We start from the raw sequence: 23,706 nt of genomic DNA on the forward strand, positions 1-23,706 counted from the left end.
TGTCCCAGTCGCTGGTTACCCGGAGGTGAACGCCGTCCGGGCGGGCGTCCGTCAGACGGGGAAGGCGCTCGGCGTGTTGATCATGAAGGACGCAGAAGTCGCGCCGATCGTGACGCCGACGGTGAAGGTGCCGAACTGGTTGTCGGCAGCGGTCCCCGCGAAGACGCCGTCGAGCGTGAGGGACTGACCAGCGCCGAGCTGCGCGACGGAGGTCAGCGTCACCGAGGGCACCTCCTGGTCAGGAGCGCGGTTGGACGTCCACCCGGCGGGGGCCGGGAACGTGTACACGGTCTGGTTCAAGTACTGCGAGCCCGGGCCGGGCTGGAACGTGATGGTCATGACCACCAACGCGGCCGCAGCAAGCGTCGAGGGGGCCGTGATCTGCGCGCCCACGAAGTTCAGGTCCCACACGAGAGGGACGTCAGGCGAAGGCACCACCGGACTGGCGCCCCACGTCAGCTGAGGACTCCCCGCGGAGCCGGCAAAGGCGGGAGCCGAGGCCGCCACGACCACGGCCGGGACGGACCAGAGGGCCGAGCCGACGACGGCACGACGGGAGGGGGACAACGGGGGAATGGGAGGCTCCGGGGAGGATGCGGAAGATGACCCGCTCACGGTAGTTCCGGCACCGCCATGGGCGTGCCGGAATCGTGAACATGGGAGGTTTCCACGGTTCCCGTTCCCGCCGCCTCGAGCGTCGCGTGCGCTCGGCCTCGAGGCTGTCCACGCCGTCCGGGTCGCTCAGGCCTGGCTCACCGGGGTCAGCACCGTCGACTGCACGACGCGGTCCTCGATGATGTCGACCAGCTTGAGGGTGACGGTGAAGGTGCCGGCAGGGGTGTCGGGCAGCGTCGACAGGAGGTCGTCGCCCATGACGATGGTCAGCCCGTCGCTCAGGACGAGCTCGTACTGCAGGGTCACCGGCCCGGTCATCTGGATCTCGTAGCCCTCGGTCTGGTCGAGCCAGACCCAGGCCTCGGGCTGCTCGAGCCGCATCGGCACCGGGCCCTCGAGGCCGGCGTCCGGGGTGAAGGCGATCTCGGCCCGGAACCGGAACTGGTTGGCCCAGTCGACGGTGCCGTCGAGCACGACGGCGGTGCCGTTGCCGGTGAGGTAGGGCGCCTCCGGGTCGAGGACCTCGAGCTTGTTGGTCACCGTGAACGAGGCCGCCTCGGGGAAGGGGACCACGAAGAGGTGCTCGACGGCCTCGAACCCGTCCGCCTCGAAGAGCAGCCGCAGGGGTCGTCCCATGATCGGCTCGTAGGTGCTGGAGACGTAAGCACCGTCGAGGCGGGCCTGGTCCTCCGGGGCGAAGGGCTGCAGGTACTCGTACGTCCCCACGAAGCCCGTCGCGCCCTGCGAGCCGCGCGACCACCCTGCCGGCGCACCCGCCGCGAACGTCATCTCCTGGTCGGCCGGCGAGCCGGGCATCGTGACGGTCATCGTGAGGCCAGCGGGCTCCACCTCGCCCTCCTCCGACGTCACGTAGGCGTTGACGAAGGAGAGCCGGAAGAACGAGCTGGTCGGGGTGGGACGCTCAAAGGTCGTCTGACCGGCCTCGAAGACCAGCTTCGGCGCCGCCACCAGAGGGGGGCTCCCCGCGAAGGCGGGGGCCGCAGAGGCCACGGTGATCGCCGGGACGGACCAGACAGTCGCACCGAGAACTGCACGCCGGGAAGGCACCATCGACAACGCACACTCCACCCAAGGAAGAAATGGCGAGGACCCGGACCTCGAAGACGGCCAGAGGCTAGTCGTCTTCACCTTCCCGTGCGGGCAAAACTGCCACTCCCGTCACCGCTGACGGCATGCGCCCTCAGCGCAGGCGGGGGCCCAGCGTCGTACGCCGCTCGGCGTGCATCGGGTGCGCAGCCCGCGTCGCCGCCATCAGGTCGAGGTCGAGGTCGGCGACTGCCAGCCCCTGCTCGCGCCCCAGCCGCGCCAGCGGACGCCCCTCGGGGTCGTACACCGCGGAGCCCCCGGCGAACCGGGAGCCGTCGTGCGCGCACTCCCCCGTCGCCCCGGCGAAGAGGACGAAGATCCCGTTGTCGAGCGCACGGGACGGGTAGTAGAGGTCGCGGCGGTGCTCGCCACCGACGAAGAAGGCAGCGGAGTTGACGTAGACCTGCGCGCCGTCGTCGGCCGCCGCCCGCGCGTGCTCGGGGAAGGAGCCGTCGTAGCAGACCGAGAGCGCGACCTCCCAGCCGTCGACCTCGATCGAAGCGCCGTGGTCGCCCGGGGTGAAGTGGCGCTGCTCGAGCTCGCCGGAGAGGTGCTGCTTGGCGTAGGGCACCCGCACCGACCCGTCGACGTCGACCACCACGCCGGCGAGCGTGCGGGACGCCCCGTGGTCGAGCGCCGTGCAGAGCACCACCGTCGTCCCTGACTGCGTCGCGGCCCGGGCGAGCGGGGCCAGCAGCTCAGGGAGGTCGTCGGCCGACGGCGGCGCCGCGAACGCCTCGGAGCAGTAGGTCGTCAGGAAGGCCTCAGGCAGGGCGAGCAGGCGTACGCCGCGCTCCCCCGCCTCGTGGACCAGCCGGACCGCGGTGGCGACGTTGGCCGCCACGTCACCGCAGGCCGTCGGCGCCTGGCCGGCAGCCACCCGTAGCGTCGTCATGGGCCCCGTCGTCATGCACCCAGTCTCGCCAGGCGTCAGCCGACGACGACCTCGACGCGCTGGAACTCCTTGAGCTCGGTGTAGCCCGTCGTCGCCATCGAGCGCTTGAGCGCACCGATCAGGTTCATCGTGCCGTCGGCCACCGTGGAGGGACCGAAGAGGATCTCCTCCAGGGTGCCCACCGGCTCGAACTCGACGCGCTGGCCGCGCGGCAGCGCGCCGTGCGTGGCCTCGGAGCCCCAGTGGAAGCCGCGACCGGGCGCGTTGGTGGCACGGGCCAGCGGCGAGCCGACCATGACCGCGTCGGCGCCGCAGGCGATCGCCTTCGGGATGTCGCCGGAGCGACCGATGGAGCCGTCGGCGATGACGTGCACGTAGCGGCCACCCGACTCGTCGAGGTAGTCACGACGGGCCGCGGCCACGTCGGAGACGGCCGAGGCCATCGGGACAGCGATGCCCAGCACCGAGCGGGTGGTGTGCGCCGCGCCGCCGCCGAAGCCGACGAGCACGCCGGCCGCGCCGGTGCGCATCAGGTGCAGCGCCGCCTGGTAGGTCGCGCAGCCACCGACGATGACCGGGACGTCGAGCTCGTAGATGAACTCCTTGAGGTTCAGCGGCTCGGCCTGGCTGGAGACGTGCTCGGCGGAGACGGTGGTGCCGCGGATGACGAACATGTCGACACCGGCGTCGACGACCGACTTCGCGAACTCCTTGGTGTGCTGCGGCGAGAGCGAGCCCGCGACGGTCACACCGGCGTCCCGCATCTGCTTGAGGCGCTCGGTGATCAGCTCGGCCTTGATCGGCTCGGTGTAGATCTCCTGCAGGCGCCGGGTGGCGTCGACCCCGCGGAGCCCCGCGACCTCCTCCAGCAGCGGCGTCGGGTCGGCGTATCGGGTCCACAGCCCCTCGAGGTTGAGCACGCCCAGGCCGCCGAGGCGACCGAGCTCGATCGCCGTCTCGGGCGACATCACCGAGTCCATCGGGGCGGCGAGCACCGGGAGGTCGAAGCGGTAGGCGTCGATCTGCCACGCGACGCTGACCTCCTCGGGGTCACGCGTACGACGCGACGGCACGATGGCCACGTCGTCGAAGGCGTAGGCCCGGCGGGCGCGCTTGTTCTTGCCGATCTCGATCTCGGTCACGTGGTCAGTCTCCCAGAACGTCAGCCCCGGAGCGCTCCCGCTCCAGATGAAGGCAGCCCACTCCGTCGAGTGGGAAGTGCGGATCGGTCAGCCAGGTCACCGTGACCCGGCCGTCCGCCTGCGGTACGAGTCGGGCCGCGGCCGGCCCCACCCTGGTGCTGATGCGGAGCAGCCACGGCGTGCCGGCGGGTACGCCGGCGAGGTAGCCGCTCGCGGAGATCCACGCCCCGACGTGGTCGAGCTCTGCTGCCTGCGGCAGCCTCGCCGCCACGACGTGGGGGGCACGGACCTGGTCGTCCAGACTCGCCGAGTCACGGGTCACCTGGACGACGGTCATGTCAGATCCCCGAGTAGTTCGGGGCCTCGACGGTCATCTGCACGCCGTGTGGGTGGCTCTCCTTCAGCGAGGCGGAGGTGATCCGGACGAACCGGCCCTTCTCCTGCAGCTCGCCGATGGTGCGCGCCCCGACGTAGAACATCGACTGGTTGAGGCCACCGATCAGCTGGTGGGCCACCGCACCGAGCGGGCCACGGTAGGCGACCTGGCCCTCGATGCCCTCGGGCACGATCTGGTCGTCGCTCGTGACCTCGGCCTGGAAGTAGCGGTCCTTGGAGTAGGACTTCTTGCCGCGGCTCGACATCGCGCCGAGCGAGCCCATGCCCCGGTAGGACTTGAACTGCTTGCCGTTGACGAAGACCAGCTCGCCGGGCGACTCCTCGCAACCGGCCAGCAGGGAGCCGAGCATCACCGAGTCGGCGCCGGCGACGAGCGCCTTGGCGATCTCGCCGGAGTGCTTCATGCCGCCGTCGGCGATCACCGGGACGCCGGCGGGCCTGGCGGCCAGGGACGCCTCGTACACCGCGGTGACCTGCGGGACGCCGACACCGGTGACGACGCGGGTGGTGCAGATGGAGCCCGGACCGACGCCGACCTTGATCGCGTCGGCGCCCGCGTCGACGAAGGCCTGCGCGCCGGCCTTGGTCGCGACGTTGCCGCCGATGACCTGGACGTGCTTGGTCGCCGGGTCGGTCTTGAGGCGCTTGACCATGTCGAGCAGCAGGTGCACGTGGCCGTGGGCGGTGTCGGCGACGAGCACGTCGACGCCGGCCTCGATCAGGCGGGTCGCACGCTCCCAGGCGTCACCGAAGTAGCCGATCGCCGCACCGACGAGCAGGCGTCCGTCGGCGTCGTACGAGGCGTTGGGGAACTGCTCGCCCTTGACGAAGTCCTTGACGGTGATGAGGCCGGTGAGGGTGCCGTCGGGGTCGATGAGCGGGAGGCGCTCGCGCTTGTGCGCACGCAGCAGCGCGGTCGCGGCGTCGCGGTCGATGCCGGTCGGGCCGGTGACCAGCGGCATCGGGGTCATCACCTCGTCGACCTTGGTGCTCCCCCACTCCGCGACGGGCGTGAAGCGCAGGTCGCGGTTGGTGATGATGCCGATCAGCTTGTTGGAGCCGTCGACCACCGGGAGGCCGGAGACGCGGTACTCGCCGCAGATGCGGTCGAGGTCCTCGAGCGTCGCGTCGGGGCCGATGGTGACGGGGTTGGAGATGATCCCGGTCTGGGTGCGCTTGACGAGGTCGACCTGGTAGGCCTGGTCGTCGATCGAGAGGTTGCGGTGCAGGACGCCGATGCCGCCCTGGCGCGCCATCGCGATCGCCATCCGGGACTCGGTGACGGTGTCCATCGCCGCGCTGAGCAGCGGCACCTTGATCGAGATCTCGCGGGTCAGGCGCGTCGTGGTGTCGATCTCGTCCGGGGCGAGGTCGGACTCACCGGGGAGGAGCAGGACGTCGTCGTAGGTCAGGCCGAGGGTTGCGAACTTCTCCGGAGTCTCCACCTCGCGAATTCTAGCCCCGACTCGGCGAGGAGTGCGCACGCGGACCAGCCCTGCGCAGGCCTGTGTGACCCGCGCCTCGCTCGCTAGGGTCGAGGCGTGAGCGAGTCACGCCCGCGACTCCCCTCCGCCGTCTGGGCCGCTGCCCTGGCGGCGGTCGTGGGTCGTGCCTGCGGGCTCCTCTGGCCGCTGCGGCCCGACGAGGCGGGCTACCTGCTGGCCGCGCGGGCCTGGGACCCGCGCCCCGACGAGCTCTTCCACCCCTACTTCGTCGACCGCCCGCCGTCGCTGCGGCTGCTCGTACGCCTGACCGACGCCGCCGCCGGCCCCTACGGCCTGCGTGGCCTGGCCGCCCTGGGGGCGGGGGTCGCCGTCCTGCTGGCGGCCGTCTTCGTGCGTGAGCTCGTGCGGTGGGCCGACGGCCCCCTGCACGAGGACGCCCAGCGCCGCGTCCTGACCCAGACGGCCTGGCTGACGGCCGCCTTCCTGGTCACCGCCCAGGTCGACGCCGTGGCGGCCAAGGGCGAACTGCTGGGCGTGCCGCTGGTGCTGGCCAGCGCGGTCCTGGCGCTGCGTGCGTTCCGGGCCCGGTCGACGTGGCGGGCTGCCGGGTGGGCCGCGGCCGCCGGGCTGGTGGCGATGTCGGCGACGGGCCTGAAGCAGAGCCTGCTCGGCGGCCTGGTCTTCGGCGCCGTGCTCCTGGTCGCGGCCGTGGCGACCCGGCGGGTGAGGCTGCGTACGCTCCTGGTGCTGGGCGCGGCGGCTGCGGTCGGGGCCGCCGTGCCGGTGCTGGCGACGGTGGCGGGCACGTGGGCGGTGGGCACCGACCTCGGCTCGTTGGAGAACGCCGTCGTCGACTTCCGTGAGGACGCCTCGAAGGTGATGTTCTCGGGGCTGGGCACGGCTCCCGCGACCCGCGCCCTGCTCCTGCTGCTGGTCTTCACCACCACGGGGATGGCGCTGGTGCTGGCGAGGAGCCTGCTGCGGCTGCCGACCGCGTGGCGCCGCCTCACCGCCCCGGCGCTGGCGGCCACGGGGGCGGTGGCCGTCGACCTTGCGGCGGCCGGCCTGAGCGGCAACTTCTGGACGTCGTACCTCTTCGCGCTCGTGCCGTCACTGGTCATGCTGTGGGCCTGCACCCGGGTCGCGGAGCTGGCGAGCCGCGGCACCGACGGCGCGGCGAAGGACCGCGCGGGGGTCGTGGTGGCGCTCTGCGTGGCGAGCAGCGCACTCTCGCTCGCCGGCTGGATCGGCGTGGTGTGGGGCTGGGGCGACCCGCCGCAGGAGTACGTCCTGGGTCGCGAGATCGCCCGGGTCGCGACGCCCGGCGACACCTTGACGGTCTACGGCGGGCGGGCCGACGTGCAGTGGGCCAGCGGGCTGGACTCCCCCTACGCGCACCTCTGGTCGCTGCCGATGCGCACCGCCGACCGAGACCTGTCCGACCTGCGGGCCCTGCTCGACGGACCCGACGCGCCCACCTGGCTGGTGGAGGCGGTCAGCCCGCACGCGTGGGACGACCTCGGCGCGAGGCACCTGGGCGACGTGGTCGCCCGGCGCTACACCTACGTGGGGACCTTCTGCGACGACATGGTGGTCCGGCGCCACGTGGACGCCCCCGCGGTCGCGCCGCTGCACCCCGACTGCCGTACGCCGTGGGGTCGACGCTGAGGTCGGCCCCACGGCGTACAAGGCTCATTGAGCGCTCAGATGCCTTCCCGCTGCACCATTGAGCGCTCAGATGCCTTCGCGCTCGGCCTCGATCGTCGTCGACGCGCCGTGGCCGGTGCGCACGACCGTGTCGCCCGGCAGGCTCAGGAGCCGCGCCCGGATCGAGTCGCGGATCTGGTCGGCGTCGCTGAACGAGCGCCCCGTCGCCCCGGGCCCGCCCTGGAAGAGCGTGTCGCCGGTGAAGACGACGCCGAGCGCGGGGACGTACAGGCAGACGGCGCCGGGCGCGTGCCCCGGCGTGTGGATCACCTGCACGCTCACGCCGCCGACCTCGATCTCCTGGCCGTCGGCCAGGTCGACGTCCCAGAGGTGGTCGGCGTGGGTGAGCTCCCACAGCGGCCTGTCGGCCGGGTGCAGCAGGATCGGGGCGACCGTGCGCTCGCGCAGCGCCGGCGCGACACGTACGTGGTCGTCGTGGGCGTGGGTGCAGATGATCGCCTTGACCTTCCGGTCGCCCACGACGTCCATGATCGCGTCCACCGAGTGGGGCGCGTCGATGACGACCACCTCGGTGTCGTCACCCAGCACCCAGATGTTGTTGTCGACCTCGAAGGTCTCGCCGTCGAGGGAGAAGGTGCCGGAGACGACCGCGTGGTCGATGCGCGCGCTCATGCCTGCGCTCCGTCCAGGACGACCACCGAGCGCAGGACGCCGCCGTGGTGCATCTTCTCGAAGGCGGCCTCGACGTCGTCGATGCCGATCTCCTCGGTGACGAAGGCGTCGAGGTCGAGCCGACCCTGCAGGTAGAGGTCGGTCAGCATCGGGAAGTCGCGGCTCGGCAGGCAGTCGCCGTACCAGGAGGACTTCAACGCGCCGCCACGACCGAAGACGTCGATGAGCGGGAGGTCGGGGACCAACATGTCGGGCGTCGGGACGCCGACCAGGACGACCGTGCCCGCCAGGTCGCGGGCGTAGAAGGCCTGCTTCCAGGTCTCGGGACGACCGACGGCCTCGATCACCACGTCGGCACCGTCGGCGCCGTTGTCGGAGCAGATCGCCTTGATCCCCTCGACCGCGTCGACCTCGGCGGAGTTGACGGTGTGGGTGGCGCCCATGGTGAGGGCCTGCTCGAGCTTGGCCGCGTCGATGTCGACCGCGACGATCTTCGAGGCGCCGGCCAGGGCGGAGCCGGCGATGGCGGCCATGCCGACGCCGCCGCACCCGATGACGGCCACGGTCTTGCCGCGGGTCACGTTGCCGGTGTTGATGGCGGCGCCCAGGCCGGCCATCACGCCGCAGCCCAGCAGGCCGACGGCGGCCGGACGGGCGGCCGGGTCGACCTTGGTGCACTGCCCGGCGGCGACCAGGGTCTTCTCGGCGAAGGCGCCGATGCCCAGCGCCGGCGAGAGCTCGGTCCCGGCCAGCTCACCCTCGGCCAGGGTCATCTTCTGGGTGGCGTTGTGGGTGGCGAAGCAGTACTGCGGCTCCCCCGGTCGCAGGCCCGGCAGTTGCCGCAGACCGCGCGCCAGTTGAGCACGACGAAGTCGCCGGGCGCGACGGTGGTGACGTCGGGGCCCACGGCCTCGACGATGCCGGCCGCCTCGTGGCCGAGCAGGAAGGGGAACTCGTCGTTGATGCCGCCCTGGCGGTAGTGCAGGTCGGTGTGGCAGACCCCGCAGGCCTGGATCTTCACGACCGCCTCACCCGGACCGGGGTCGGGGACGTTGATGGTGACGACGCTGACCGGCTCGTCCTTGGCGAGTGCGACGACTGCCTTGACCTGCTGCATGGAGACTCCTTGCTCTGGGGGAAGGTCTGACCTTGCCGCGCGGGAGGCGTCGTACGCAAGAGCCCGCCGCCCACCTGCCGGACGCCGAACGGCCCCCCGCCCCGGAGTGCGGGGCGAGGGGCCGTCGAGGCCGTGCGACTGAGTCGTCAGCGCGGAGGGGTCAGTGGCCGTGGCCGTGGCCGTGACCGGCCGCGGCGGGAGCCGCCTCCTCCTCCTCGGGCTTGTCGACGACCAGCGTCTCGGTCGTCAGCAGCATCGCGGCGATGGAGGTCGCGTTGATCAGGGCCGAGCGGGTCACCTTGACCGGGTCGAGGACGCCCTGGGCGACCAGGTCGCCGTACTCGCCGGTGGCGGCGTTGTAGCCGAACTCGGCGCCGTTGGCGGCGCCACCCTCGCGGACCTTGGTGGTCACGACGTAGCCGTTCTCGCCACCGTTCTCGGCGATCCAGCGCAGCGGCTCGTCGGCCGAGCGACGCACGATGCGTACGCCGGCAGCCTCGTCGCCGGTCAGGCCGAGGTCACCCTCGAGCACGGAGACAGCGTGGATCAGCGCGGAGCCACCGCCGGGGACGATGCCCTCGTCGATCGCGGCGCGCGTCGCGGAGACGGCGTCCTCGATGCGGTGCTTCTTCTCCTTGAGCTCCACCTCGGTGGCGGCGCCGACCTTGATCACGCACACGCCGCCGGCCAGCTTCGCGAGGCGCTCGGAGAGCTTCTCGCGGTCCCAGTCGGAGTCGGTGTTCTCGATCTCGGCCTTGATCTGGTTGACGCGGGCCTCGACCTCGGCGTGCTCGCCGGCACCGTCGACGATCGTGGTGTTTGTCCTTCGTCACCACTAACGACGGCGCCTGGCCGAGCACCTCGAGGCCGACCCTGGTCGAGCTTGAGCCCGACCTCGGGGCGATGACCTGACCACCGGTCAGGACGGCGATGTCCTGCATCATCGCCTTGCGGCGGTCGCCGAAGGCCGGCGACTTCACCGCGACGGCGTTGAAGGTGCCGCGGATCTTGTTGACGACCAGGGTCGAGAGCGCCTCGCCGTCGACGTCCTCGGCGAGGATGAAGAGCGGCTTGCCGGTCGCCATGACCTTCTCCAGGACCGGGACCAGCTCGGGGACCGAGGAGACCTTGCCCTGGACGAGCAGCACGTACGGGTCGTCGAGGACGGCCTCCATGCGCTCGGGGTCGGTGACGAAGTAGGCCGAGATGTAGCCCTTGTCGAACTGCATGCCCTCGGTGAACTCGAGCTCGGTGCCCATGGTGTTGGACTCGTCGACGGTGATGACGCCGTCCTTGCCCACCTTGTCGAAGGCCTCGGCCAGGAGCTCACCGATGTGCGAGTCGCGCGAGGAGATGGTCGCGACCGACGACATGTCCTCCTTGGAGTCGACCTCGCGGGCCGCCTCACGCAGGGCGTCGCTGACGGCCTCCGCAGCGGCGTCCATGCCGCGCTTGAGGCTCATCGGGTTGGCGCCGGCGGCCACGGCCTTGAGGCCCTCGTGGACCATCGCCTGGGCCAGCACGGTGGCCGTGGTGGTGCCGTCACCGGCGACGTCGTTGGTCTTGGTGGCAACTTCCTTGGTCAGCTGCGCACCGAGGTTCTCGAAGGGGTCGTCGAGCTCGATCTCACGGGCGACGGAGACACCGTCGTTCGTGATGGTCGGGGCGCCCCACTTCTTGTCGAGGACGACGTAACGGCCCTTGGGGCCGAGGGTCACCTTGACGGTGTTGGCGAGCGCGTCGACGCCGCGCTCGAGGGCCCGACGAGCGTTCTCGTCGAACTCAAGGATCTTGGGCATTGCTGCTCCTACTTCAGGTCGTGGTCCGGTTCCGGACGGGTTCCTGGCGAAATGGCGCCCGCCCGGCAGGGCGGGGGTGTGACGGTGACCTCTGAGCGGAGCGGGTCACCGAGCACCCTCAACGCTGCCGGGCGGGTTCAGTTCGTCAGGAGACGATGGCGAGGACGTCGCGAGCCGAGAGGATCAGGAACTCGCTGCCCGAGTACTTGACCTCGGTGCCGCCGTACTTGGAGTAGATGACCTTGTCGCCCACGGCGACGTCGACCGGACGCGGTCGGTGCCGTTCTCGGCGAAGCGGCCGGGGCCCACGGCCACGACCTCGCCCTCCTGGGGCTTCTCCTTGGCGGTGTCCGGGATGACCAGGCCGGAAGCCGTGGTCTGCTCAGCCTCGAGGGCTTGACGACGATGCGGTCCTCGAGGGGCTTGATGTTGACCGACACGATGTCGACCTCCACTTTCTCCACGTGATGTCTGTGTGTCTGGACGGGGTGCGAGGCGTTCCGGCCTAGCCGGAGACCCGCGGTGCTGCCGCTGCTCGACCACGCCGTCGCGGGGGTCGTGGACGTGCCACGGCTGCTGGCACCCTCGACTCGAGAGTGCCAAGTCAGACGTTAGCACTCCCCCCAATCGAGTGCCAGACAGTGCCGGGCAGTGCCGGACTGAGGGAGGAGCGCGCGCCACCCCGCCCCGTCATGAGGAGGATGCAGGCGTGGACCTCGACACCTTCACCTGGCTGCTCACCCCCGACGGCCAGCGGCTGCTGGAGCGCGCGGCCCACCTGTACGCCGACCACGAGGGCGACCCCCTGGGCTCGGCCGCCGCGGTGCGCAAGGTGGAGCCGGACCCCGAGCGGGCGGCCGCGGCACTCACCCAGGTCCAGCTGCGAGTGAAGGGCGTCGCCAAGTTCGGCGAGGACGCCCTGCAGATGTACTTCACCCCCGACGGCCTCGAGCAGGCGACGCGCAGCCGGGTCGCCGCCCACCGCGCGGCCCGCCTGGCGGCGGCACGGCCGAGCTCGGTGGTCGACCTGGGCTGCGGCATCGGTGGCGACCTCATCGCCTTCGCCCGCGCCGGCCTGACCGCCGCGGGCGTCGACCTCGACCCGGTCCGCGCCCGCGTGGCCCAGGCCAACCTGGACGCCCTCGGCCTGCCGGGGGCCACCATGGTCGCCGACTCGACCGCGCTGGACCTCGACGGCTTCGGCGCCGCCTTCGCCGACCCAGCCCGTCGCGGGGCCCGCGGCCGTGTCTTCGACGAGACCGGCTGGACGCCCCCGTGGTCGTTCGTGCAGGAGCTGTTGCGGCGTACGTCGGTGGTCAAGGTCGCGCCCGGCATCGGCCACGACCTGGTGCCCGAGGGCGTCGAGGCCGAGTGGGTCAGCGACCACGGCGAGGTCAAGGAGGCGGCCCTGTGGTCACCCAGCCTGGCCACGGTGCGACGTCGCGCCACGGTGATCTCCGGCGACGGCCTGGTCAGCATGACCGACGAGGACGACCCCTACCAGGGCGAGGAGCGACCGGTCGTCGAGCTGGCCCAGCACCTCTACGAGCCCGACGGCGCCGTGATCCGTGCCGGCCTGGTGACCGCCGTCGCGGCCGGGGTCGGCGGTGGACTGCTCGACGCCCACATCGCCTACGTCACCAGCGAGAAGTCGTTCCGCTCCCCCTTCATGAAGTCGTACTACGTGATCGAGGAGCTCCCCTACCGGGAGAAGCAACTCAAGGCCGCGCTCGTCGAGCGCAACGTCGGGCCGCTCACCATCAAGAAGCGCGGCGTGGACGTCGTGCCGGAGCAGCTGCGCAAGCGGCTGGCGCTCACCGGTGACGTCGAGGCGACGATCGTGCTGACCCGCATCGGCGGCGTCGGCCGCGTGCTGCACGTACGTCCGTTCTGACGCCACCCCGCACCCGCCTCGGGGACGTCGTGCCGACGCCCCCTCCGGCGACCCCTCGTGATGGCTTCCGCAAGGAATGTCATTGACGATAGTGTGCGACGCACACTACTGTCCCACTCATGAACGACGACGTCCTGGCCGGCCACCTCCAGGAGCTGCGCCGCGGCACCGTGGTGATGGCGGCGCTCGCCACCCTCACCCGGCCCACCTACGGCTACGCCCTGCTGGAGGAGCTCGCGGCGTCCGGCTTCGCCGTCGACGGCAACACCCTCTACCCCCTGCTCCGACGCCTGGAGAAGCAGGGACTGCTCACCAGCGAGTGGAACACCGAGGAGTCCAGGCCCCGCAAGTTCTACCGCTGCACCGCCGAGGGCGAGGCCCTCCTGACGGCCCTGCTCGACGAGTGGCAGAGCCTGCACACCGCCATCGAAGGACTCAGGTGACCACCATGACCGAGCAGACCACCAGCCCGCGGAAACACCGGGCCGCCACCCTCACCGACCGCTACGTGCACGCCGCCACCCGACGCCTCGGCGACGACCAGCGCGACGACGTGGCCCTGGAGCTGCGCGCCGGCATCGCCGACCGCGTCGAGGCCCTGCGCGAGGAGCGCCCCGACCTCGACGCCACCGAGGCCGAGCGCGCGGCCCTGGTCGAGCTGGGCGACCCCGACGCCCTGTCGGCCTCCTACACCGGCGCACTGCAGCACCTCATAGGCCCGGAGCTCTTCCCGGCCTGGTCGCGCGTGCTGCGCGCGGTCCTGGTGACCGTGGTCCCCCTGGTCACGGCCGTCGTGATGGCGATCGACGCGTTCGGCGGCGAGCCCCTGCTGAGCATCGCGGGGCACGGCGCGTGGATGGCCCTCACCCTGGTCGTCCACATCGGCTTCTGGGTCACCCTGAGCTTCGCGATCGTCGAGCGGAGCGCGAGCCCCGAGGTCACCACCGAGGCGATGGGGGTGGCGCCGTGGACCCCCGACTCGTTGCCGCAGCTGCCGCGCGGACCTCGCGGCGCGATCGGCGAGACGATCACCAACGTCGTCTGGCTGGCGATCCTCGCCCTCCTGCTGATCTGGCAGCAGGTCGCCCCGATGGTCCGCATCGACGGCGAGCAGCTGCCGGTGATCGACCCCGACCTGTGGTCCTTCTGGATGCCGCTGGTCCTGCTGACGCTGGTCGCCGAGGCGGCGTTCGAGATCGTGAAGTACCTGGCGGGAGCGACCTGGACCGTCGGCTTCGCCGCCCTCAACACCCTCACGGGCCTGCTCTTCGCAGCACCGGTCGTGTGGCTCGCCAGCGAGGAGCGCCTGCTCAACCCGGCCTTCGTCGAGGCGATGCGCGACCACGTCGGCGGGTTCGACGCCGGCACGGTGCACACGGTGACCCTGGTGGTCGCCCTGGGCATCTGGCTCTGGGACACCGTCGACGGCTGGACCAAGGCGAGCCGCACCCTCCGCGGCTGACCGAACCACCCGAGGCAGCACGAAGCCCCCACGGGTGACCGGGGGCTTCGCTTTCCGGGACCGCCTCAGGCCTCCGCGCGAGCCACCTTGCGCGAGTGGGCGAGACCGAGCAGGCCCAGGACCAGGAAGATGGCCGCCCCGACGAAGGCGCCGATGGCCGCGTAGCCGGCAATGGTGCCCATGGTGGCGAAGGCGTATCCGTAGAGGAGCAGGCCCCGCAGGGTGTTGCCCATGAAGAGCGACTCGCGCTGGCCCATCCAGGCCTCGGCCGCAGCGACCTGCTCGGGGGTCGCCTTGTCGCCAGCCTCGGCGACCTGGGCGCTCAGCGCCCGGCCGTAGCCGCTGGCCTCCTCGTAGGTGACCGGGCCGTCGTGGTCGCGCTCCTGCGGGTAGGCCTTGAGGGTCTCCTCACCCGAGGAGATCATGTGCGCCTTGATGTAGTGGTCGGCGTAGGCCCGCGCCTTGGGGCCGTCGTCGAGCTGCTCGCCCGCGAAGGGCTCGAGAGCCTTGCGGTCGGCGTCGGGGAGCCCTTCGAGGGCCGGCCCCTCGGGCATCACGATGGCCTGGTCGGAGAACTGCTGGTCGACCTGGTCGCCGATGAAGACGGCGCCCCAGGTGAGCAGCCCGCCCGCGACGGCGAGGACCGCCGCCAGGACGAGTCCGGTCCAGGAGATCAGCTTGTCGAGTGTCGAACGCATGACGGGCTCCTTTGCCCTCAAGTGACGGCCGGGCCACTTCCGACCATCTGAACTACTACCGACAGTAGTAGGTGTCTACGACGTTGTGTAGTAGTTGGCGGATGAGATGTAGCGACGTGCGTCACAGTGGCTCGAACGCATGCAAGCACAGGCGAGTCCACGGGTGCGAGCACCGCCGCACCCCTTCCGTCAATCAGGTGCAACCCTGCGGCCCGCGACCGCGTCTCGGCAGTGAAGGGCCTGACCGACAGGCCCGGGAGGAGACACAATGACGACCACGGGGGCGAGCGCGACGGAGGTGACGATGCCCAGCACACGCACGCGCGACGCCGAGTTCGAGGCTTGGCTGCTCGTCCGCCAGCCCGCGCTCCACCGCACCGCCTGGGCCCTGACCGGCAATCCCCACGACGCCGCCGACCTGCTGCAGACGGCCCTGGCCAAGGTCTACCTGGCCTGGGACCGCGTCCGTGAGGCCGACTCGATCGACGCCTACGCCCGTCGCATCCTCGTCAACGAGCACACCTCGTTGTGGCGCCGCGCCTTCAAGAGGCGCGAGCACACGACGTACAAGGTGCCGGAGACGCCGGTCGACGACACCTACGACGACGGCCGCAGCCAGGCGCTGTGGTCCTTCGTCCAGACCCTCTCCCCTAGGCAGCGCGCCGTCGTGGTGCTCCGCTACTACGAGGAGCTCAGCGAGGCCGAGACCGCCGAGGTGCTCGGCGTCTCTGTCGGGACCGTGAAGTCCCAGTGCAGCCGAGCCCTCGCCCACCTGCGCGACCGCGCGCCCCGCTCCCTGTCCCCGAGGAGTACCGATGAACGACCAGCAGACCGGCCAGCGCGTCGGCGACGCCCTGCGCCACCACGTCCCGCAGGCGCCCCAGGCCCCTTCGACCTCGCCGACGTGAAGGTGCGGGCCGGCGCCATCCGCCGCCGTCGTACGACGCTCTCCGTCGCGGTGGCCGCCGCAGCGGCCGCGGTGATCACCCGACCGCCTTCCTGGCGCTGGACGACGGCCCGACCCGCGACCCGGTGGCCCCGACCACCCAGTCCCCCGAGCCCGTCCCCGGTCCGCGCGACGACGTCACGCTCTCGGCCGACGCACCGCAGGGCAAGCCCGCTGCCGGGTGGTTCGGCGACGACTTCCGCCGTGAGTTCCTGCCGCCCGGCACCGAGAGAACGGCCCCAGCGACCAGGTCTCCTCGTTCGGCGACCGCTGGATCATCACCCACGCAGGGGTCTCGAAGCTGCACGTCGTCGACCCCGACGGCCAGGAGCCCCCGCAGGAGCACGACACAGCGCGAGCGCCTTCGCGATCAGCCCGGACCGTGACCTGGCGGCCTACGTGGGCGCCGACGAGACGATCCGGCTGCTCTCCCCCGACGGCCAGGAGCGGATCCTGAGCAAGCTCCCCGGCCCGGACCCCTACGCCGAGGTGGTCAGTGTCGAGGGCGACGCGGCCTGCGCCGCCGCCCCCCAGCCCGGCTGCCGGGTGCTGCTCTCCTTCGACTCGCGCAGCCCGATGTTCGTCGAGGGCGAGGCGGCCGCTTCAGCGAGGTCGCTGAGAAGGCGATGGACGCCACGGCGATGCACGGCTCCGTCGTCGCCCTGAAGGACCCCGCGCAGCCCGGCCAGGAAGCCCCGTGCACTCGGGTCGTCGACCTGGAGGAGGGGCCGGTCTGGAACAGCTGCGACATCGCGGTGCAGTCCTTCTCCCCCGACGGCACCCTGGCCCTGGTCGAGGACGCGTACGGGTCGGGATGGGGGGACCCGAGGTTGGGCATTGCCGACGCCGCGACCGGTGAGGTCCTCTTCTGGATCAACCCCCACGGCGAGCAGGGCGGGTTCCCGACCGGGGTCTGGGAGGACGCCGACCACGTGGTGGTGCCCAGCTTCAACTCCGTGGGGCAGAACTGGCGGCTCTTCCGGGTCTCCACGACCGGCGAGGTCGAGCAGGCCGGACCGTCCGTCGACGGCGACGACATGCTGTTTCCCTACGTGCCCCCCGCCAACCCCTGACGCACCTCGAAGAACCCCGTGCGAAGGGCCCGACCGGTCGGTCGGGCCCTTCGTGGCGTCCGGGTCAGCCCCTAGGCGACGACGGTGGTGATCGGCTGGCTGGAGTCCGCGGGCAGGTCCAGGGCCGAGGGCGTACGTCCGCGGGCGACGAGCTCGGCGCCCAGCGCGGCGACCATCGCGCCGTTGTCGGTGCAGAGGCCGGGGCGGGGCACGCGTACGCGGATCCCCTTGGCCTCGGCCCGCTCGACGGCCATCGCCCGCAGCCGGCTGTTGGCGGCCACGCCGCCCCGATCAGGATGTCGTCGATGCCGTGGGTCACCGCTGCGTCGATCGCCTTGCGGGTGAGCACGTCGCAGACCGCCTCCTGGAAGGAGGCGGCGACGTCGGGCACGTCGATCGTCGCCCCGGCCCGCTGCTGGGCCTCCACCCACCGGGCGACCGCGGTCTTCAGGCCGGAGAAGGAGAAGTCGAAGCGGTGGCGCTCCAGGTCGCGGCGCGAGGTGAGGCCGCGGGGGAAGTCGATGGCGACGCTGTTGCCGCTCGCCGCGCTGCGGTCGATGTGCGGGCCGCCCGGGAAGGGCAGCCCCAGCAGGCGGGCGACCTTGTCGAAGGCCTCCCCGCCGCGTCGTCGATGGTCGCCCCGAGCGGGTCGACGCCGACGGTGACGTCCTCGACCTTGAGCAGGCTGGAGTGGCCACCCGAGACCAGCATCGCCAGGCAGGGCTCGGGCAGCGCGCCGTGCTCCAGCTGGTCGACGGCCACGTGGGCGGCGAGGTGGTTGACGCCGTAGATCGGCTTGCCGAGCCCCCAGGCCAGCGCCTTGGCGGCACCACCCCGACGAGGAGGGCACCCGCCAGCCCGGGACCGCTGGTCACCGCGACGGCGTCGATGTCGGAGAGCTTGACGCCGGCGGTGTCGCAGGCCCGCTCGATGGTCGGGACCATCGCCTCGAGGTGGGCCCGGCTGGCGACCTCGGGCACGACCCCACCGAAGCGGGCGTGCTCGTCGACGCTGCTGGCGACCGCGTCGGCCAGGAGCGTGTGGCCACGCACGATGCCGACGCCGGTCTCGTCGCACGAGGTCTCGATGCCGAGCACCAGGGGTCCGTCCTGGGTGTTCGAGCCGGTCGTGGTCACTGCGTCGTTCACGGGTCCATCCTCTCCGGGGTGGGCAACTCGCGCATCATCACCAGCGCGGTGGAGCCGTCGCGGTAGTAGCCCGCGTGGCGGTCGATCTCGGCGAAGCCGTGGCGCAGGTAGAAGGCGTGCGCGCCGGTGTTGGCCTCACTGACCTCCAGCAGCATCCGGTCGGCACCGTCACCGGCCGCGGCCTGCACCGCGGCGTCGAGCACCCGGGAGGCGACGCCGCCGCGTCGGGCGGTGGGCGTCACGGCGATCCGCAGCAGGTCGACGAAGTCGCCGGCCAGGCCGGTCAGCACGTAGCCCACGACGGCTCCGTCACGCTCCTCGACCACCAGGCGCCGGCCCTCGGTGGCGACCAGCTCCGCGAGCGCGTCGGCGCTCCACGCGTCGTCGGCGAAGGCGTCGCGCTCCAGCGCGACCAGCGCAGGCAGGTCGGAGGCTTCGTACGCCCGCAGGCTCACGAGACCGGCTTGGGTGCGGCGTTGGCGACCGCGTCCGGGCGGCGCAGGTAGAGGGGCTCGGGGTCGAGCAGCTCGGCACGCTCCTCCGACACCACCCGGGCCAACCAGCCGGCCGAGGGACGCGAGGGCCCGACGGCGTACGGGAAGTCGTCGGGGTAGAGCAGCGCGCCCTCCCCGACCACCGGCGCCGAGGTCGCGCCCGCGGCGGGCTTCAGCACCGCAGGCCCGTCCACGCGTACGCCGTCGGTGTAGGACGCGACGTAGACCTCCTTGCGTCGCGCGTCGGTGGCGACCAGGAAGGAGCCGTCGACCGCCCCGGTGTCGAAGGCCTCGACCGCCAGCACGTCGAGCGTGCAGACCGCGTAGACCGGGATCTCCAGCGCCATGCCCAGCGTGCGGGCAGTCACCAGGCCCACGCGCAACCCCGTGAAGGGGCCGGGGCCGGCGCCCACCGCGACGGCGGTGAGGTCCTGGCGGACGATGCCGGCGCCGCGGGTCACCGCGTCGATCAGCGGGGCGAGCGACTCGCCGTGCTTCATCGGCCGCTCGGAGACCTGCTCGGCGACGACGTCGTGGCCGTCGTGCAGGGCGACCGTGACCAGCGGGGTCGCGGTGTCGAAGGCGAGGAGCATTGTTCGAGGTTACTGCTCGCGCACCCAGCGCAGCTCGACCACCCGGGGGTCGTGGTCCTCCAGCGAGAGCTCGGCGTCGTCGCCGCCCAGGGCGCGGGTCACCCGCACCTCGAGCCGGCGACTGGCCAGGCCCTCCGCCACCCCGGCGCCCCACTCCACCACCGTGACGGCCTCGTCGAGCGAGGTGTCGAGGTCGAGGTCGTCGAGCTCGTCGATGCCACCCAGGCGGTAGGCGTCGACGTGGACCAGGTCGGGGCCCCCGACCAGGGAGGGGTGGACGCGGGCGATCACGAAGGTGGGCGAGGTGACCCCGCCACGTACCCCGAGACCCTCGCCGAGGCCTTGGGTGAAGGTGGTCTTGCCGGCGCCCAGCTCGCCGGTGAGGACCAGCAGGTCGCCGGCCTCCAGCAGACGGCCCACGCGCCGGCCGAGCTCCTGCATGGCCTCGCCGTCCGGCACCTCGTGCCGGGCCGGGAGGTCGAGGAAGAGCTGGAGGTAGGGGCCGACGGTGACCTCACGGTCGAAGCCCTTCGAGCGCCAGAAGTCGATGGTGCGTGGCATCTCCGGGCGAGCCAGCACGGTCATCGTCTGCTGGGCGGGGGCGTGCGCGATCGCTGCCTCGAGGAGCGCCGAGGCGACGCCCCGGCCCTGCCCGCGCGGGTGCACGCCGAAGCGGCGGAGGTAGACGGTGTCGTCGTGCGGGTCGAGCAGGACCGCGCCGACGGGCTCACCGTCGAGGCGCGCCAGCAGCCCACGGGCACGGCCCAGGGCCGCGGCGATCGTCTCGGGCGTCTCCGCCAGGGCGTCGGCGGGAGGGTCGAGGGCCGGGCGCGCGCCGAACGCGGCGCGCACCACCTCGTACACCTCCGGGGCTGCTTCGGCGCCGACGCTGGTCACGGTCAGGTCGGGTCGGGGGTTCATCCAGCATTCTCCTCGGCCCGCGCGAGGGCCCGTTCGAAGAGGTGGTCGAGCTCGGCGTTGACCTCGTCGTGCCGCTCCAGCAGCACCATGTGCCCGGCGCCGTTGACCTCGAAGAGCTCCGAGCCCGGGATCCGGGAGTGCAGCTTGCGGCTGTGGCCGATGCCGGTGAGCTTGTCGAGCGTCCCGCCGATCACGGTGCAGGGCGCCTGGCCGAGCGCGCCCAGGTTGTCGTAGTGGTCCAGCGAGGCGAACGACGGGTAGAAGTCGGCCACCACCTCGAACGGGGTCGCGTCGATCATGTCGAAGACGAACTCGGCGTAGTTGCGCGGCACGTCGACGCCGAAGGCGAAGCGGTTGACCACGACCTCCGCCAGCCGGAAGCCCGTGGCCCGGGCCCAGTCGACCGCTGTGTGCCCCCGGTCGAGGACCCGCACCAGCCGGCCGATCGCGCGGCCGCCGAGGGAGCCCAGCGGCAGCATCGGGAAGAGGATGCGGCCCGGGTCGAGGCCACCGGCGGTGGTGCCGATCAGGGCGGTGCCGACGACCTTGTCGCCGAACATCTCGGGGAACTGCGCGGCCATCGAGATCAGGCTCATCCCACCCATGGAGTGCCCGATGATCACGACCGGACCGTGCGCGGTGGTCTCCACGACCCGCTTGAGGTCGCGGCCGAGCTGGTCGATGGTGCAGTTCTCGCCCGTGGAGCGGGCCGAGTCGCCGTGCGAGCGCTGGTCGTAGAAGACCGTCCGCACCAGGCCACGGTAGGCGGCCCGCTGGAAGTGCCAGCAGTGCCGGCTCATGGTGAAGCCGTGCACGAAGACCACGGTCAGGCCGTTGTCGTGGCCCGGGTCCGGCTCGTCGATCTCGACGTGCAGGTCGATCCCGTCGTCGGTCACGACCTTGAGCGACGGTGACGACAGCGACCCGAAGGGCGTGGCGTCACCAGCGCCGGGTCGCGCCTTGATCTGTTGGACCGCGCGGGCGGTGGCGCCGGCCGCTGCCACACCCACCAGCCCTGCCGCCACTCCCCAGGCCTTGCCGGTGCGACTCACGCGCGGTCCTTCCCGACGTACCGGCGTGGCATCCGCCCACCGATCCGGGTCACGATCTCGTAGTTGATGGTCCCGACCGCCTCGGCCCACTCCTGCGCAGTCGGCTCGCCCTCGCGGCCCGGCCCGAAGAGCACGAAGTCGCTGCCGGGGGCAGGGGTGTCGCCGTCGAGGTCGACGACCAGCTGGTCCATGCAGACCTTGCCGCGCACCGGGCGCCGGGCGCCGTCGACCCAGACCTCGGCGCCGGGGCTCGCGGCCCGCGGGATCCCCTCGGCGTAGCCGACCGGGACCAGCCCCAGCGTGGTGGGGGCGGGCGCCACCCAGGCGTGGCCGTAGGAGACACCGGCGCCGGCCGGCACCTCCTTGACCATGGCCAACCGGCCACGGACGGTCATCGCCGGCACCAGGCCGATGTCGGGGGTGACGCCGGGAGCCGGGTCGAGGCCGTAGACCGCGATGCCGCAGCGCACCATGTCGTGGCGCAGGTCAGGGCGCAGCACGGCGGCGGCGGAGTTGGCCAGGTGGCGCGCCTCGAGCTGCAGCCCGGCCTGCTCGGCCACGTCAACGGCCCAGTCGAACACCTTCGACTGGTCGGTGTTGGCCGGGTGGTCGGGCTCGTCGCTGGCGACCAGGTGCGACCAGACGGCAACCGCGCGCACCGAGCCGGCGCGCTCGAGATCACGGGCGTGGGCGCAGAGGTCGGGCCACTGCTCGGGGGTGGCACCGCCGCGGGAGAGACCGGTGTCGATCTTCAGGTGGACGCGCGCGGTGACCCCGGCCCGGGCCGCAGCGGCGGCGATCTCGTTGAGCTGGGAGGGCGTGTACGCCGCGACGTCGACGTCGGCGGCCAGCACAGCGTCGTACGGGTCACCGGGGGCGGCGAGCCAGCAGAGCAGTCGGCCCTCGTCACCGCTGGCGCGGAGCGCGACCGCTTCCTCGGGGGTGGCCACGCCCAGCCAGTCGGCTCCGTTGGCCCGGGCCACCCGGGCCACCTCGACCATCCCGTGGCCGTAGCCGTCGGCCTTCACCACGGCCATCAGCGCCGCGGGAGCGACGACCTCACGCAGGGTCGCGACGTTGTGGGCGACGGCGTCGAGGTCGACGACGATCTCGGCCCGAGCCGGGTGCGCCCCATCAGTCATGGGGTCAATTGTCACATCCGGTGGGTGACTTCGCCGATGATCCCCGTCAGGTGGCGCGCGATCGTGGTGGCGACCACAGGACCGGACTCGGCTGCCCGGGAGCCCGCCTCGCCGTGCAGCCAGGCGCCGACCGAGGCCGCGTCGAAGGGGTCCAGCCCACTCGCCAGCAGCGACCCGACCAGTCCGGTGAGCACGTCGCCCGAGCCGGCGGTGGCCAGCCACGGCGTCCCGGTGGTGTTGACCCGGGCCCGCCCGTCGGGATGCACGACCAGCGTGCGCGCCCCCTTGAGCAGCACGACCGCCTGCCAGTGGCCGGCGATCCGGCGGGCATGGCGCAGCGGCGCGGCCTCGACCTCCTCGCGGGACTCCCCCACCAGCGCCGCGAGCTCGCCGGCGTGCGGGGTGAGGACCATCCGGTGGCGCGGCGTGGAGCCGCTGTGGTGCAGGTGGGCCAGGGCGTCGGCGTCGACCACGACCGGCACGTCGTCGGCGAGCGCGTCGCGCAGCATCGCCTCCGCGTCGGCGTCGCCGCCCGAGCCCACCGCCCACGCCTGCACCCGCCCGGGGCCCACGACCTCGGGGAAGTGGCCGCGCACCCGGTCGGCCACCGCGTCGGGGCCGACGAAACGGACCATCCCGGCCATGCCCGAGCTGGCCCCGGCGACGCAGAGCAGCGCGGCCCCCGGATAGGTCGACGACCCGGCTCGGACGCCGACGACGCCGCGGGTGTACTTGTGCGCCGTCGCCCCCGGCACCGGGAGCAGCCGGGCCACGTCGTACGCCTCCAGGGCCTCGAGGGCGGGCGCGGGCAGCTCGAGGCCGATGTCGACGAGCTCGACACGGCCGCAGGCGCGAGCGGCGGGGTCGACCAGGGTGGCCACCTTGTGCGTGCCGAAGGTGACCGTGAGCGCCGCCTCGACGTGGGGCAGCGGGGTCTCGCCGGTGTCGACGTCGACGCCCGAGGGCAGGTCGACGGCGACGACGGGGACACCGCTCAGGGCCTCGAGTGCTGCCGCCGCGTCCGGGCGCAGCCCCGGCGAGCCACCGATCCCCACGATGCCGTCGAGCACCAGGTCGGCGTGGAACCGCAAGGCCTCGGCGAGCGCGACGACTCGACCACCGGCCCCGGTGAAGGCCGCCAGTCCCTCGGGGTGCAGCGCCGGTCCGAGCGCCACCGCGCGCACCGCGACGCCGCGTCGCGCCAGCCAGGCGCCGGCGTGCAGCGCGTCCCCGCCGTTGTTGCCGGGCCCCACCAGCAGCAGCACCCGGGCGCCGTACGTCGCGCCCCGACGCCGGTGCAGCTCGGCGGTCACCGCCACGGCCAGCCCGGTCGCGGCTCGCGCCATCAGGGCGCCGTGCGGCTGGGTCTCGAGCAGCGGCTGCTCGGCGGCTCGGACCTGCTCGACGGTGTGGGCACGGCGCATGGG

General features: G+C 72.3%; 22 protein-coding genes and 3 pseudogenes. 6 read left to right on the plus strand and 19 right to left on the minus strand.

What is annotated here, in order from left to right; all coding sequences use genetic code 11:
- Positions 1 to 51: 51 nt before the first annotated feature.
- The 6 genes from E2C04_RS13605 to guaB form a co-directional block, all read right to left on the minus strand.
- Positions 52 to 411 (minus strand): hypothetical protein, encoded by a 360-nt coding sequence (locus E2C04_RS13605; protein ID WP_135833001.1) that lies wholly within the window; start codon positions 409 to 411, stop codon positions 52 to 54.
- Positions 412 to 741: 330 nt separating this feature from the next.
- Positions 742 to 1,584, minus strand: coding sequence for a hypothetical protein (locus E2C04_RS13610; RefSeq protein WP_135833002.1), 843 nt, complete (start codon positions 1,582 to 1,584; stop codon positions 742 to 744).
- A 232-nt stretch (positions 1,585 to 1,816) separates the two neighbouring features.
- On the minus strand, positions 1,817 to 2,632 hold the full coding sequence (locus E2C04_RS13615; protein WP_135833003.1) for a carbon-nitrogen hydrolase family protein: 816 nt from the start codon (positions 2,630 to 2,632) through the stop codon (positions 1,817 to 1,819).
- Between the two features lie 20 nt (positions 2,633 to 2,652).
- Positions 2,653 to 3,759: a GuaB3 family IMP dehydrogenase-related protein gene (locus E2C04_RS13620; RefSeq protein ID WP_135833004.1), complete on the minus strand. Its 1,107-nt coding sequence runs from the start codon at positions 3,757 to 3,759 to the stop codon at positions 2,653 to 2,655.
- 4 nt (positions 3,760 to 3,763) lie between these two features.
- Entirely contained in the window at positions 3,764 to 4,096 is a 333-nt protein-coding gene (locus tag E2C04_RS13625) for a hypothetical protein (protein ID WP_135833005.1), read from the minus strand.
- Between the two features lies 1 nt (position 4,097).
- Positions 4,098 to 5,600, minus strand: a complete 1,503-nt coding sequence (gene guaB, locus E2C04_RS13630; RefSeq protein WP_135833006.1) for an IMP dehydrogenase — start codon at positions 5,598 to 5,600, stop codon at positions 4,098 to 4,100.
- Positions 5,601 to 5,696: 96 nt separating this feature from the next.
- Here guaB and E2C04_RS13635 point away from each other — a divergent pair, with 96 nt between their 5' ends.
- A complete protein-coding gene (locus tag E2C04_RS13635) occupies positions 5,697 to 7,268 on the plus strand; it encodes a hypothetical protein (protein WP_135833007.1) in 1,572 nt (523 codons plus the stop codon).
- Positions 7,269 to 7,334: 66 nt separating this feature from the next.
- Here E2C04_RS13635 and E2C04_RS13640 read toward each other — a convergent pair whose 3' ends face one another.
- The 5 genes and pseudogenes from E2C04_RS13640 to groES form a co-directional block, all read right to left on the minus strand.
- Positions 7,335 to 7,940: an MBL fold metallo-hydrolase gene (locus tag E2C04_RS13640; RefSeq protein WP_135833008.1), complete on the minus strand. Its 606-nt coding sequence runs from the start codon at positions 7,938 to 7,940 to the stop codon at positions 7,335 to 7,337.
- Positions 7,937 to 8,713: a zinc-binding dehydrogenase gene (locus tag E2C04_RS13645; protein ID WP_238694299.1), complete on the minus strand. Its 777-nt coding sequence runs from the start codon at positions 8,711 to 8,713 to the stop codon at positions 7,937 to 7,939. The genes E2C04_RS13640 and E2C04_RS13645 overlap by 4 nt, the downstream gene beginning before the upstream one ends.
- Positions 8,710 to 9,057 (minus strand): alcohol dehydrogenase catalytic domain-containing protein, encoded by a 348-nt coding sequence (locus E2C04_RS22390; protein ID WP_238694300.1) that lies wholly within the window; start codon positions 9,055 to 9,057, stop codon positions 8,710 to 8,712. The genes E2C04_RS13645 and E2C04_RS22390 overlap by 4 nt, the downstream gene beginning before the upstream one ends.
- 160 nt (positions 9,058 to 9,217) lie before the next feature.
- Positions 9,218 to 10,856: pseudogene (gene groL / locus E2C04_RS13650) on the minus strand (chaperonin GroEL).
- Between the two features lie 145 nt (positions 10,857 to 11,001).
- Positions 11,002 to 11,296, minus strand: a pseudogene (gene groES / locus E2C04_RS13655) (co-chaperone GroES).
- Between the two features lie 269 nt (positions 11,297 to 11,565).
- On the opposite strand from groES, the gene E2C04_RS13660 reads away from it, so the two are divergent.
- The 3 genes from E2C04_RS13660 to E2C04_RS13670 all read left to right on the plus strand — a co-directional run bounded on the left by E2C04_RS13660 (position 11,566) and on the right by E2C04_RS13670 (position 14,212).
- Positions 11,566 to 12,750 (plus strand): class I SAM-dependent methyltransferase, encoded by a 1,185-nt coding sequence (locus E2C04_RS13660; RefSeq protein WP_135833009.1) that lies wholly within the window; start codon positions 11,566 to 11,568, stop codon positions 12,748 to 12,750.
- A gap of 119 nt (positions 12,751 to 12,869) precedes the next feature.
- The gene (locus tag E2C04_RS13665; protein ID WP_135833010.1) at positions 12,870 to 13,193 is read left to right on the plus strand and encodes a PadR family transcriptional regulator; all 324 of its coding nucleotides are present in this window, start codon (positions 12,870 to 12,872) and stop codon (positions 13,191 to 13,193) included.
- Between the two features lie 5 nt (positions 13,194 to 13,198).
- Entirely contained in the window at positions 13,199 to 14,212 is a 1,014-nt protein-coding gene (locus tag E2C04_RS13670; RefSeq protein ID WP_135833011.1) for a permease prefix domain 1-containing protein, read from the plus strand.
- Between the two features lie 65 nt (positions 14,213 to 14,277).
- On the opposite strand, the gene E2C04_RS13675 is transcribed toward E2C04_RS13670, so the two are convergent.
- Complete coding sequence (locus E2C04_RS13675) at positions 14,278 to 14,910, minus strand: hypothetical protein (protein WP_135833012.1); 633 nt, start codon at positions 14,908 to 14,910, stop codon at positions 14,278 to 14,280.
- Between the two features lie 304 nt (positions 14,911 to 15,214).
- On the opposite strand from E2C04_RS13675, the gene E2C04_RS18275 reads away from it, so the two are divergent.
- A complete protein-coding gene (locus E2C04_RS18275) occupies positions 15,215 to 16,522 on the plus strand; it encodes a SigE family RNA polymerase sigma factor (RefSeq protein ID WP_202977798.1) in 1,308 nt (435 codons plus the stop codon).
- Positions 16,483 to 16,929 carry a hypothetical protein gene (locus E2C04_RS13685; RefSeq protein ID WP_145965137.1) on the plus strand — a complete coding sequence of 149 codons (447 nt, stop codon included), beginning with the start codon at positions 16,483 to 16,485 and terminating at the stop codon, positions 16,927 to 16,929. Before E2C04_RS18275 ends, E2C04_RS13685 begins: the two co-directional genes overlap by 40 nt.
- A gap of 71 nt (positions 16,930 to 17,000) precedes the next feature.
- Here the strand turns inward: E2C04_RS13685 and tsaD are convergent.
- The 7 genes and pseudogenes from tsaD to E2C04_RS13720 all read right to left on the minus strand — a co-directional run bounded on the left by tsaD (position 17,001) and on the right by E2C04_RS13720 (position 23,703).
- Positions 17,001 to 18,065: pseudogene (tsaD, locus tag E2C04_RS13690) on the minus strand (tRNA (adenosine(37)-N6)-threonylcarbamoyltransferase complex transferase subunit TsaD).
- Between the two features lie 8 nt (positions 18,066 to 18,073).
- Positions 18,074 to 18,532, minus strand: coding sequence for a ribosomal protein S18-alanine N-acetyltransferase (gene rimI, locus E2C04_RS13695; protein WP_135833014.1), 459 nt, complete (start codon positions 18,530 to 18,532; stop codon positions 18,074 to 18,076).
- Positions 18,529 to 19,164, minus strand: coding sequence for a tRNA (adenosine(37)-N6)-threonylcarbamoyltransferase complex dimerization subunit type 1 TsaB (tsaB, locus tag E2C04_RS13700; protein ID WP_135833015.1), 636 nt, complete (start codon positions 19,162 to 19,164; stop codon positions 18,529 to 18,531). The genes rimI and tsaB overlap by 4 nt, the downstream gene beginning before the upstream one ends.
- A gap of 9 nt (positions 19,165 to 19,173) precedes the next feature.
- The gene (tsaE, locus tag E2C04_RS13705) at positions 19,174 to 20,085 is read right to left on the minus strand and encodes a tRNA (adenosine(37)-N6)-threonylcarbamoyltransferase complex ATPase subunit type 1 TsaE (protein WP_135833016.1); all 912 of its coding nucleotides are present in this window, start codon (positions 20,083 to 20,085) and stop codon (positions 19,174 to 19,176) included.
- Positions 20,082 to 21,137 carry an alpha/beta fold hydrolase gene (locus E2C04_RS13710; RefSeq protein WP_135833017.1) on the minus strand — a complete coding sequence of 352 codons (1,056 nt, stop codon included), beginning with the start codon at positions 21,135 to 21,137 and terminating at the stop codon, positions 20,082 to 20,084. Before E2C04_RS13710 ends, tsaE begins: the two co-directional genes overlap by 4 nt.
- The gene (gene alr / locus E2C04_RS13715; RefSeq protein WP_135833018.1) at positions 21,134 to 22,279 is read right to left on the minus strand and encodes an alanine racemase; all 1,146 of its coding nucleotides are present in this window, start codon (positions 22,277 to 22,279) and stop codon (positions 21,134 to 21,136) included. The genes E2C04_RS13710 and alr overlap by 4 nt, the downstream gene beginning before the upstream one ends.
- An 11-nt stretch (positions 22,280 to 22,290) precedes the next feature.
- Positions 22,291 to 23,703 carry an NAD(P)H-hydrate dehydratase gene (locus E2C04_RS13720; RefSeq protein WP_135833019.1) on the minus strand — a complete coding sequence of 471 codons (1,413 nt, stop codon included), beginning with the start codon at positions 23,701 to 23,703 and terminating at the stop codon, positions 22,291 to 22,293.
- Between the last annotated feature and the right edge of the window lie 3 nt (positions 23,704 to 23,706).

Origin of the sequence: Nocardioides daphniae (assembly GCF_004777465.1) — a bacterium.
Classification (GTDB): Bacteria; Actinomycetota; Actinomycetes; order Propionibacteriales; family Nocardioidaceae; genus Nocardioides; species Nocardioides daphniae.

Coding starts and splice junctions, on each gene's coding strand:
- E2C04_RS18275 (WP_202977798.1), top strand. CDS start 15,215: ATGCCCAGCACACGCACGCGCGACGCCGAGTTCGAGGCTTGGCTGCTC.
- tsaE (WP_135833016.1), bottom strand. CDS start 20,085: ATGAACCCCCGACCCGACCTGACCGTGACCAGCGTCGGCGCCGAAGCA.
- E2C04_RS13665 (WP_135833010.1), top strand. CDS start 12,870: ATGAACGACGACGTCCTGGCCGGCCACCTCCAGGAGCTGCGCCGCGGC.
- E2C04_RS13670 (WP_135833011.1), top strand. CDS start 13,199: ATGACCGAGCAGACCACCAGCCCGCGGAAACACCGGGCCGCCACCCTC.
- E2C04_RS13645 (WP_238694299.1), bottom strand. CDS start 8,713: ATGACCCTGGCCGAGGGTGAGCTGGCCGGGACCGAGCTCTCGCCGGCG.
- E2C04_RS13685 (WP_145965137.1), top strand. CDS start 16,483: ATGGACGCCACGGCGATGCACGGCTCCGTCGTCGCCCTGAAGGACCCC.
- tsaB (WP_135833015.1), bottom strand. CDS start 19,164: ATGCTCCTCGCCTTCGACACCGCGACCCCGCTGGTCACGGTCGCCCTG.
- E2C04_RS13720 (WP_135833019.1), bottom strand. CDS start 23,703: ATGCGCCGTGCCCACACCGTCGAGCAGGTCCGAGCCGCCGAGCAGCCG.
- E2C04_RS13675 (WP_135833012.1), bottom strand. CDS start 14,910: ATGCGTTCGACACTCGACAAGCTGATCTCCTGGACCGGACTCGTCCTG.
- alr (WP_135833018.1), bottom strand. CDS start 22,279: ATGACTGATGGGGCGCACCCGGCTCGGGCCGAGATCGTCGTCGACCTC.
- E2C04_RS22390 (WP_238694300.1), bottom strand. CDS start 9,057: ATGCAGCAGGTCAAGGCAGTCGTCGCACTCGCCAAGGACGAGCCGGTC.
- E2C04_RS13625 (WP_135833005.1), bottom strand. CDS start 4,096: ATGACCGTCGTCCAGGTGACCCGTGACTCGGCGAGTCTGGACGACCAG.
- E2C04_RS13615 (WP_135833003.1), bottom strand. CDS start 2,632: ATGACGACGGGGCCCATGACGACGCTACGGGTGGCTGCCGGCCAGGCG.
- E2C04_RS13640 (WP_135833008.1), bottom strand. CDS start 7,940: ATGAGCGCGCGCATCGACCACGCGGTCGTCTCCGGCACCTTCTCCCTC.